This is a genomic window from Motilimonas thetidivivens, from assembly GCF_046452435.1.
Lineage (GTDB): Bacteria > Pseudomonadota > Gammaproteobacteria > Enterobacterales > CBDFNC01 > Motilimonas.
Genome location: NZ_JBKFDK010000010.1, coordinates 119,916 through 130,408, shown reverse-complemented (window position 1 = coordinate 130,408; position 10,493 = coordinate 119,916). Strand labels below are relative to the sequence as shown.

General features: G+C 44.8%; 10 protein-coding genes. 7 read left to right on the top strand and 3 right to left on the bottom strand.

Annotation, left to right across the window (positions count from 1 at the left end; all coding sequences use genetic code 11):
- Positions 1–175: 175 nt before the first annotated feature.
- Together gmhB and ACK8OT_RS09830 are read right to left on the bottom strand one after the other, a co-directional pair.
- Entirely contained in the window at positions 176–730 is a 555-nt protein-coding gene (gene gmhB / locus ACK8OT_RS09835) for a D-glycero-beta-D-manno-heptose 1,7-bisphosphate 7-phosphatase (RefSeq protein ID WP_410196339.1), read from the bottom strand.
- A 33-nt stretch (positions 731–763) separates the two neighbouring features.
- On the bottom strand, positions 764–1,771 hold the full coding sequence (locus tag ACK8OT_RS09830) for an NAD-dependent epimerase (protein ID WP_410196338.1): 1,008 nt from the start codon (positions 1,769–1,771) through the stop codon (positions 764–766).
- A 145-nt stretch (positions 1,772–1,916) separates the two neighbouring features.
- Between ACK8OT_RS09830 and ACK8OT_RS09825 the strand changes: the two genes are divergently transcribed.
- The 6 genes from ACK8OT_RS09825 to ACK8OT_RS09800 all read left to right on the top strand — a co-directional run bounded on the left by ACK8OT_RS09825 (position 1,917) and on the right by ACK8OT_RS09800 (position 7,501).
- Positions 1,917–2,147 (top strand): hypothetical protein, encoded by a 231-nt coding sequence (locus tag ACK8OT_RS09825; RefSeq protein ID WP_410196337.1) that lies wholly within the window; start codon positions 1,917–1,919, stop codon positions 2,145–2,147.
- Positions 2,148–2,185: 38 nt separating this feature from the next.
- Positions 2,186–3,226 (top strand): NADP(H)-dependent aldo-keto reductase, encoded by a 1,041-nt coding sequence (locus ACK8OT_RS09820; protein ID WP_410196336.1) that lies wholly within the window; start codon positions 2,186–2,188, stop codon positions 3,224–3,226.
- Positions 3,227–3,344: 118 nt separating this feature from the next.
- Complete coding sequence (gene rcsF / locus ACK8OT_RS09815) at positions 3,345–3,719, top strand: Rcs stress response system protein RcsF (RefSeq protein ID WP_410196335.1); 375 nt, start codon at positions 3,345–3,347, stop codon at positions 3,717–3,719.
- 1 nt (position 3,720) lies between these two features.
- Positions 3,721–4,422, top strand: a complete 702-nt coding sequence (gene tsaA, locus ACK8OT_RS09810; RefSeq protein ID WP_410196334.1) for a tRNA (N6-threonylcarbamoyladenosine(37)-N6)-methyltransferase TrmO — start codon at positions 3,721–3,723, stop codon at positions 4,420–4,422.
- 107 nt (positions 4,423–4,529) lie between these two features.
- Complete coding sequence (locus ACK8OT_RS09805) at positions 4,530–6,245, top strand: proline--tRNA ligase (RefSeq protein WP_410196333.1); 1,716 nt, start codon at positions 4,530–4,532, stop codon at positions 6,243–6,245.
- Between the two features lie 134 nt (positions 6,246–6,379).
- Positions 6,380–7,501, top strand: coding sequence for a patatin-like phospholipase family protein (locus tag ACK8OT_RS09800; protein ID WP_410196332.1), 1,122 nt, complete (start codon positions 6,380–6,382; stop codon positions 7,499–7,501).
- A 3-nt stretch (positions 7,502–7,504) separates the two neighbouring features.
- Here ACK8OT_RS09800 and ACK8OT_RS09795 read toward each other — a convergent pair whose 3' ends face one another.
- Entirely contained in the window at positions 7,505–9,454 is a 1,950-nt protein-coding gene (locus ACK8OT_RS09795) for a cation:proton antiporter (protein WP_410196331.1), read from the bottom strand.
- A gap of 152 nt (positions 9,455–9,606) precedes the next feature.
- On the opposite strand from ACK8OT_RS09795, the gene ACK8OT_RS09790 reads away from it, so the two are divergent.
- A complete protein-coding gene (locus tag ACK8OT_RS09790) occupies positions 9,607–10,479 on the top strand; it encodes a GGDEF domain-containing protein (protein ID WP_410196330.1) in 873 nt (290 codons plus the stop codon).
- The last annotated feature ends 14 nt before the right edge of the window (positions 10,480–10,493 follow it).

The window sequence follows — 10,493 nt, the reverse complement described above, 5'->3', positions numbered from 1 at the left end:
TCTCAGCTTCCTACTCTCTGATACTGCGTTGCGCTAGGCGCTGCGCCGTGTCAGTGGATGCGCATTATAGGGAGATTCGTTTTCGGTGCAAGGCTTTTTTGAAATTATTTTCTAGCAAGGAGGATTCGAAGTAATCATATGCACTAGCTACACCTCGAATCCAAAGTTTAGCTTGCTAGATTTTGGCTAGCGTTGCTGCAAAGACAGATAAGTCCTTCACGACCAAATCAGCTTGTTCGATACCTTCACTGGTCAGCGGTTTACCTGTTTCCACTAGTACATTGGTTGCCACCCCTGCCGCTTTACCTGCCATGATATCTGCAGTCTTATCGCCGACAAAATACGATCTGCTCATATCCACTTTTAACTCTTTAGCCGCTGTCAAAAGCATACCTGGTCGAGGTTTACGACAATCACACACTTGCTTAAACTCGGCCACAACCGCATCAGGATGATGTGGGCAATAATAGATGCCATCTAAATCTACCCCTCTGTCTGCCAATGACCAATCCATCCATTCTGTTAAATTATGAAATTCAGCTTCAGTGTAATAACCTCGACCTATGCCTGACTGGTTGGTGACTAGTATTAGTAAATAGCCTTTTTGCTTGATTTGTTGGCAAGCCTCTATTGCACCTTCAATAAACTCAAAGTCGTCAACTTCATACACATAGCCATGGTCAACGTTTAGCACGCCATCTCTGTCAATAAATACTGCAGGTTTACTCACTTTACATCCCTATCTTATATTTCTTTGCTTAGCTTAAACGTTATAGTAACCACGATACCAATCAACAAACTGACTAATACCTTGCTCTATGGGGGTAGCCGGCTTATAGCCCACTTCAGCAATTAAGGCGTCAATATCTGCGAACGTTGCAGGCACATCACCTGGTTGAATGGGCATCATATTCTTTTCGGCAGTCATGCCAAGGCTTGTCTCAATTTGCTCAATAAAATAACCCAGTTCAACAGGCTGATTATTACCTATATTGTAAACTCGATAAGGCGCAGAGCTTTGCGCGGGACTTGACTGCTCTGGCGACCAAGATGGATTTGGCTCAGGAATGGTGTATAGCGAGCGTACAACACCTTCTACGATATCGTCGATGTAGGTGAAGTCACGTTGCATCTTGCCATAGTTGAAAACATTGATGGGTTTACCATCAATAATAGCCTTAGTAAAAAGAAATAAAGCCATATCGGGGCGTCCCCATGGCCCATAAACGGTAAAGAATCTAAGACCTGTGGTAGGCAGATTGAACAAATGGCTATAGGTATGTGCCATTAATTCATTTGATTTTTTTGTCGCTGCATAGAGGGAGACAGGATGGTCAACGCTGTGCTCTACTGAGAATGGCATTTGCGTATTCAGGCCGTAAACCGAGCTTGAAGAAGCGTAGACTAGGTGTTTAACTTGATTGTGACGACAGCCTTCCAAGATATTAACAAAGCCCACCACATTAGAATCAATATATGAGTGTGGGTTTTCTAAGGAATAGCGCACCCCCGCTTGAGCCGCTAGATTTATCACCCCATCAAATTGCTCATCTGCAAACAATTTGGCAATGCCAGGGCGATCTTCTAGATCCATTTTGACAAAACGAAATCCACTATGACCTTCTAAACGAGCCAATCTGTCTCGCTTCAACTGCGGGTCATAATAATCGTTTAGGTTATCTAACCCCACCACTTCATGGCCATCATTAAGTAAACGCAAACTGGTGTAGCTGCCAATGAAGCCTGCGGCTCCGGTAACAAGCACTTTCATGGTTATTCCTTATAAGCTTGTTCAAAATTAAAAGTATTAAACACTATCTGGCTCTCATTCTAGCCATTTGTCATCTTATTGCCTATTCCCTAGGCTTCTTTGTTTCTGCTATAAATAATTGTCGCTATCACAAAAGAGGTCAAACATGGATATTTCCGGATTAAAAACACTCTATCGTAATCAGCAATTAGCAGAAGCGAACATTATCCCCGCCACTCAAGGCGAAGGCTGGATCTTAGATTGTAAAAACAATGAAGGTGAAGGCGTTATTCTTACCGACAGTTTAGGTCGTGAGGCTTGTTTTAAAAGCCATGAAATGGCCCTCTCGCAAGCCAATGAAATCGGCTTCAGCCACGTAAATATGCCCGAGTTTTAACTCGGGCTTTTATTTTTTAATCTATAAAGCAGGAAGTAATGAAATATCATAAGATCCCGCACAGCTCCCTAGAAGTCAGTAAAATTTGTCTAGGAACCATGACCTGGGGTGAACAAAATACAGAGCAAGAAGCCCACCAGCAATTAGATTATGCCCTTGGCCATGGTGTCAATTTCATTGATACCGCCGAAATGTATCCTGTGCCCCCCAAACCTGACACTCAAGGCCTGACCGAAAGTTATATTGGTTCTTGGCTAACCAAAACAGGGCAAAGAGAGAAAATCATTTTAGCGACTAAGGTTGCAGGCCCATCAAGTGGCCGAGGTGTTGATATTCGCCCAAACATGGCTCTTGATCGAAGAAATATTCACCTAGCCGTGGATGAAAGTTTAAAACGCTTACAAACCGACTACATCGATTTATATCAAATGCATTGGCCTGAGCGCAAAACCAACTTTTTTGGTCAATTAAACTATCAATACGCCAGCGATGAAACTTATACCCCCGTGGTTGAAACCCTTGAAGCACTTCAAGAGCTCGTCAAGGCCGGAAAAATCCGTTACATAGGTATTTCTAACGAAACCCCATGGGGAGTATCGCAATATTTACGCTTAGCCGAAAAGCATAATTTGCCGCGGATTGTCAGTATTCAAAACCCTTACAATCTACTCAATCGAACATTTGAGCAGAGTTTAGCTGAGTTTGCCCAACGAGAAGGGGTTGAACTACTCGCTTACTCTCCCCTTGGCTTTGGCGTGCTTTCGGGTAAGTATTTGAATGCCCAGCGTCCCGCTCATGCTCGGCTAACACTGTTTGAGCGTTTTCAACGCTATACAAATCCACAAGCTGAAGCTGCGACGCAAGCTTATATTGATATCGCCAACGCTCACCAGCTAGATCCAAGTCAAATGGCCCTTGCCTTCGTCAATCAACAACCTTTTGTCAGCGCTAATATCATAGGTGCGACCACCATGGAGCAACTTGCAAGTAATATTGCCAGTGTCGATATCACCTTAAGCGAAGACGTCATCGCCGATATCAATCAGGTATTCCAGCGCCACCCGAATCCTTGTCCTTAATTGAAACAACCAAATGAGCGCCCCTCGTGCTCATTTGGTTGTTGTATCCTTGGGTGATGCTCCCACTTAGCAATTAACTTTGCTACACTCTTGTCCTTCTTCAATTGAGGCTTATTCAATGCGTACTGCCATACTGTTATCAACAGGCCTAATCGCCGGCCTAGTCTCTGGGTGTAGCAACTACAGCTTTCATTCCAATGTCGACAAAGAAAATTTTGAACAATACTTCAAGCCATCCCAAGTAAAGGTTTACGAAAAAGAGCAACTTTCTGAGCTTAATTACATTCACTTAACCACAGTGGAAGGCTCGGTATGTAAACAACAGGAAAATGAAGCCAAACCAACCTTTGCCGATGCAAGAACCCAAGCGCGTCTTGCTGCTGCGGATGCTGGCGCAAATGGGATTATTTTTACCAGCTGTATCGAAACGCAAGATGAAGTCTGCCTAGCAGCCGCTCTTTGTTACGGACAGGCGATCAAAGTAGCGGAATAATATGGCCCGTTTTACCCTGTCTGAAATCGGTGTCATCGAATCGCCGTACCAACAAAAATTTGGCATACCAAGGCAACCAGGTTTAGCACCCGCCGCAACGGGTAGGATCAAACTGCTTGATGAGTTTAATACGCCCCATGCGTTTAAATCCATCGAGCAATATTCCCACTTATGGCTTATTTTTGTATTTCATGAAACCATGGCACAAGGTTGGAAACCCTTAGTTCGCCCGCCTCGCTTAGGTGGGAATGTTAAAACAGGGGTGTTTGCCACACGCTCTACATTTCGTCCCAACCCACTGGGTCTTTCGGTAGTGAAAAATGATGGCATAGAGATAATTAAGGGTCAGGTATATCTCAACATCAGCGAGCTTGATTTACTTGATGGCACGCCGATAGTCGATATCAAGCCTTATTTACCCTTTGCTGACTCATTGCCTCATGCAAGCAGTGATTTTGCGCCCTCGGCCCCCTCTTCTGAGCTTAATGTTGTGTTTACTGAGCTAGCTCAGCAACAAATTAGCGCCATTGCGTCACGCTACCCAAACCTGCAAACCTTGATAGAGCAAGTGCTGCAGCAAGATCCACGACCCGCATATAAGCGAGCGAAACTCGATGACAAAATTTACGCCATTTGCCTTTACGATCTAAACATACGCTGGCAAGTTAGTCATGACACGATAAATGTCCTTGAGCTAACCTGATAGCTAATTAACAAAAAGCCTTGCCGTTTTCAGATAGCCCTTTGCTGACTTAAACGGCGCTGGTAAACTCAACTCATTAAGAACATAACAAATACGACAGGAATAAGATGCGTACCAGTAACTATTTACTTTCAACCGTGAAAGAAACTCCAAGCGACGCTGAGATCATCAGCCATCAACTTATGCTACGTGCTGGCATGGTGAGAAAATTGGCATCAGGCCTTTACACTTGGTTACCCACTGGTTTGCGCGTATTACGCAAAGTAGAAAACATCGTACGTGAAGAAATGGATCGTGCGGGAGCTATTGAGGTACTAATGCCAGTAGTTCAACCTGCTGACCTTTGGCATGAAACGGGCCGTTGGGAAAAGTTTGGTCCCGAATTACTGCGCATTAAAGATCGCCACCAGCGAGACTTCGTACTTGGCCCAACTCACGAAGAAGTTATCACCGAGCTAGTACGCAAAGAAGTAGCGAGCTACAAACAACTGCCTTTGAACCTATACCAAATTCAAACTAAGTTCCGTGATGAAGTGCGCCCTCGCTTTGGCGTAATGCGTGCCCGTGAATTTACCATGAAAGATGCGTATTCATTCCACACTTCTCAAGAATGTTTAGAGCAAACTTATCAAAATATGTTTGATGCTTATTGCCGCATCTTTGATCGCCTTGGCCTAGAATATCGCCCAGTTATTGCCGATACCGGCAGCATCGGCGGCAGTGCTTCTCATGAATTCCATGTACTTGCTCAAAGTGGCGAAGACGACATCGTATTTTCAGATGCCAGCGATTACGCTGCCAACATTGAAAAAGCAGAAGCTTTAGCGCCAGCTGAGCCACGCGCTGCGGCAACTCAAGCATTAAACCAAGTTGCAACCCCTGATGCTAAAACCATTGAAGAATTAGTGGCACAATTTGACGTTGCTATTGAAAAAACAGTTAAAACCTTGATCGTTAAAGCTGATGAAGACTCAGAGCATAGCTTGATTGCACTGCTAGTACGCGGCGATCACGAACTAAACGAAATCAAGGCAGAGAAAATTGAAGGTGTTGCTTCACCATTAACCTTTGCTAGCGAAGAAGAAATCCGCGCAGCCATAGGTGCAGGCCCAGGCTCACTAGGCCCGGTAAACATGCCTATTCCAGTGGTCGCCGATCGCGCAGTAGCAGCCATGAGTGACTTTGCAGCTGGCGCTAACATCGACGGCCAACATTTCTTTGGCATTAACTGGGACCGCGATGCCAAAGAGCCTCAAGTAGCGGACTTACGTAATGTCGTCGCAGGCGACCCAAGCCCATGTGGCCAAGGAACCTTGTCGATTGCACGTGGTATCGAAGTAGGCCATATCTTCCAGCTCGGCGATAACTACTCAAAATCGATGAACGCAGCCGTGCTCAATGAGCAAGGCAAAAACCAAATCATGACCATGGGTTGTTACGGTATTGGCGTATCGCGTATCGTTGCTGCCGCCATTGAACAAAACCATGATGAGCATGGCATCATCTGGCCAGAAGCGATTGCACCTTTTACCGTTGCCATCATCCCTATGAACATGCAGAAATCAGAGCGCGTAGCCCAAGTGGCCGAGCAACTCTATCAAGATCTGCGTGACGCTGGAGTAGACGTACTGTTTGACGATCGTAAAGAGCGTCCGGGCGTGATGTTTAAAGACATGGAATTAACTGGCATCCCCCACACTATCGTGATTGGCGATCGCAGTTTAGATAACCAAGTTGTTGAATACAAAAACCGTAAATTAGGCAGCAAAGAAGAAGTCGCGGTTGATGCCGTACTAGCGCATATTTTAGCGCAACTAAACTAAGTCAGATTGCTCCGCTGATAACTTCAAACAAGGGCCTAGTGCCCTTGTTTTCTTAGTGCGCTCCTAGCTTTTACATCTAGCCCAGTAACAAATTAATTTCCCAAAGCTTGGCTTTCTAACGCTAAACTTAATGCATGAAAACAAAATCTTGCGCCTTAATATTAACCGGTGGCGGTGCTCGAGCAGCCTACCAAGTAGGGGTTTTAAAAGCCATAGCCGAGCTTTACCCTCGAAATCACCATACTCCCTTTAATATTTTATGTGGCACCTCAGCTGGCGGCATCAATATCACCGCCCTTGCTGTTTATGCGAGTTGCTTTCGCCTTGGCGTGAAAAAACTGGATTTCATGTGGCGTAACTTTCATACCGATCAGGTCTATCAGACCGACATGCTCAAACTAAGCCGAAAGATGTTGGCTAACCTTTTCTCTAGTTTTCAAGCCGACTACGCCTACAAACCGGGGTTCTCATTGCTCGACAATTCCCCATTGCGTGAACTGCTAAATCGTCACATGGAATTTGAGCGAATAGATAGGAATATCTTGGCCGGCGCCATCAATGCCCTCGCCATCACGGCCTCTGATTATTCCACTGGCGATTCGATTAGTTTTTTCCAGTCAGATGGCACTCAGCCAGCTTGGCAACGAGCAAGACGTAAAGGAGTGAGTACGGTCATTAATGCTGAGCATTTATTAGCAACCTCTGCTATTCCCCTGCTATTTCCGCCTTGTCAAATAGGCCAAGATTATTTTGGTGACGGCTCTATTCATCAGTTGTCCCCCTTAAGCCCGGCCATACATCTTGGCGCTAAGAAAATCTTAGTGATCAGCTTAGAGCAGCCAAGAATAAGAGCCAATGCACCGCGTCATATCCCAAACATCTCAGAGATATCGGGCCACCTTCTCGACACTATTTTCACCGACACGTTAAACTCTGATCTTGAAAGAATGAACCGGATCAACAGTACCTTAACTCTACTGGCGCAACACCAACAACATCCAATGCAATTAAATACCATTGAAAGCTATGTCATCAAACCCAGCCAAGGATTCAATCAATTGGCGGATAAACACTACGACTCCTTGCCGTTAAGTGTGAAACTCTTGCTGCGCAGTCTCGGCATTAAAAAAGGCAGCCAATCAACCTTAGCATCCTATTTAATGTTCGAGCAGAACTACACTCGTGAACTACTGCAATTGGGCTATCAAGATGCCCAAAACCAACTAAATTCAATTCAAGATTTTTTATTGGATTAGCACTTAGTGGCCATAGATCAAGCGTGACTCGGCCACTTCAATATCCTTACTTTCACCGGACAAGAGCAAAATATCCCCCAATTGCACTGACTCATCGATATCCGCCGTCAATAAAATATCGTCGCCATTACGCCGCCACTCAATGATGTCCACTCGATCTAAGGCAAGCTTTTGTAAACTGCGACCAAGGGCAACACTGCCTGCGACAATTTCCACAGCATGTAAGCGGTCGCTAACATGTTCAACTTTATTTTCACTGGTTTGGCCATGGAAAAAGCTATGTAAATGCTGGTATTGATTTTCCCGCTCTAGCTGCATTTTCTTAATTATTTTTGAAATAGGAACGCCCGACATAAGCAACACATGGGATACTAACATAAGGCTACCTTCCAACACTTCCGGCACCACCTCGGTTGCACCATTGGCTTTGAGCTCCACGATATCTTTATCATCTTTGGTCCGAACCAACACCTTCGCATCGGGGTTTAGTTGAGAAATAATATGAAGCATACTCAGGGCTTTTTTATGATTATTAAAAGTAATGATCACTAATTTAGCCTTAGTGACACCTAGCATCAGCAAAATTTCACGACGACAAGCATCACCAAAAGCGACCGCTTCTCCACCACTGACCGCTTCCTTGATCCGTAAAGGATCACGATCTAATGCGACATAACTAATGCCTTCCCCTTTTAAAAAACGTGCAATCGTTTGCCCAACTCGGCCATATCCACAAATAATAACGTGCTCAGCAAACTCACCAGGCAAGGGTTTACGCTTCTTTAGCAAGGCTTCAGAGCTATGCAGTAAATCGACACTAAACTGATGACTGTATTTAACAAGGCTGGGCGTTAATGCCATCGACACCACACCAACGGCGACAACAATGGAAGCCTGTCCTGGCGTGACCAATTCATATTTACTGGCCAATGCGACCAGCACAAACCCAAACTCGCCCACTTGGCTTAGCATCATGCCTGCTGCAATCGCATCGGTGTTACGTTGGCGCAGCAGTACCGCTAGACCTGCGACGATCAACATTTTTATTAGCATTAAGATCAGCACTAGCCCAACGAGTTCCAACCAGTATTGACCCAGCACAGTGACATCAATCAACATACCGATAGTCACGAAGAACAGTCCCATCAAAACGTCACGAAACGGTCGAATATCTGCCTCAAGCTGATGCTTATAATGACTTTCGCTTAACATCATGCCCGCAAGAAATGCCCCTAATGCCATTGATAAACCCAGCATCTGAGTCAAGCCGCCGGTTAATAGCGCCACCAATAAGGTGGTTAACACAAATAATTCATCGCTGTGATCACTGGCTATTTCATGGAACAAACGAGGTAAACACCACTTCCCCATTGCCAAAATCACGATGACCGCTAAACAACCTTTTGCCAGCGCGATACTTAAGGCCGATGCAATGGCTAACGGCTCCATATCAGGTAATGCCAATATGGGCACAACAATGAGTAAAGGCACCACGGAAATATCCTGAAACAACAGTACGCTGACCGCTAACTGACCACGCCGCGTATGGATTTTTTGTTGCTCAGAAAGCTGCTTAATAATAATGGCCGTGGATGACATAGCCAATGCGCCCGCGATCACAATGGCTGGTTGCCATGCAATGCCAAATAACAGCGCCACAATAAAAAAAAGTAAGGAAGAGCAAAAAACCTGTGCACCGCCTAAACCAAATACTAAGGTCCGCATCGACAATAATTTGGCTAAAGAAAATTCAAGCCCTAACGAAAACATTAAGAACACAATGCCCAGCTCGGCAATCAACTCCATGTCGTGAAAACCAGCAAAAAATGACAGCCCACTGGGGCCAATAATCAGTCCAGTAAACAAATATGCAATGATTGCAGGTAAGGCAAGACGGCGGAAAATTGCCACATTGATGACCGCCAACAAAAGTAAAAGGACAAACTCAAGCAACGCTATTCCTCCGTTAACTCACTGTTTTAAGGTTAGTCAATAACCAAGAATTTATCTTTCACGGTGCTAAATTATTAATGGCACATATCCTGCATTAAACATTCTGCATAAGTCAGTGTGTTATTGAGCAGAACAGCCTAAGTGAGGAAAACATGGATAATTTGAGCCGAGTATCTAGTCTAAATGAGCCCGCAGCCTTATCCATTGCATGCAATAATGGTTTCACGCTAAGTAGTGATGACAAACTTGAGGTTATGGAAGCATTACAACAAAGTCTTGAGTTAAAAGAATTGATGCGCAACTTTGCCACCCAAGCGGCACGTTTTGTCCACTTTATCGGTATTCGATTTCAGTCTGAGCAAGGTTTCTTTACTGCGGACTTTCGTAAAAGCAGCGACTACATAGAAAATTTTGCCCTCAGTGCTCGCGGCCAAAGTCAACTTGGTCATATCAGCTATCGCTGTACTAAGCCGTTAGATGAGCGCGCCTTATCATTACTTGACGATCTACATCGGCTCTTACTGTTGCCATTACAGCATTGTTTAAGAATGTCTGAGTTAAAGGCCATTTCTTTAAAAGACCACTTAACCGCAATTGGTAACCGAGCCTACTATGAAGAAAGTATCTCTCGCTCAATCGAGCATTGTAGCCGAGCCGAACAAGGCTTAGCCTTAATGCTGCTTGATCTCAATGATTTCAAATTAATCAATGATAACTTAGGTCATCAAGTAGGTGATCAAGCCTTGGTTGCGTTCGCTCGAGTATTGACCAGAGCCATACGTCATTCCGACATGGTGTTTCGCCTTGGTGGTGACGAGTTCGCCATTATTTTGACGCCGACAACAGCAGACTCAACCACCTTAGTCGAACAAAGAATTCGTAAAATGTTGTGTGCGGATCCAACTTTAGCGGAGTTAAAGCTCAGCTCAAGCATAGGTTTCCATAACTGGCATCGCGGACTTTCTGCGCTAGAGTTATTTCGTAAGGCAGATGTCGCACTCTATAAAGACAAGAAGAAAAAGTGATTAGCTGGCCCCAA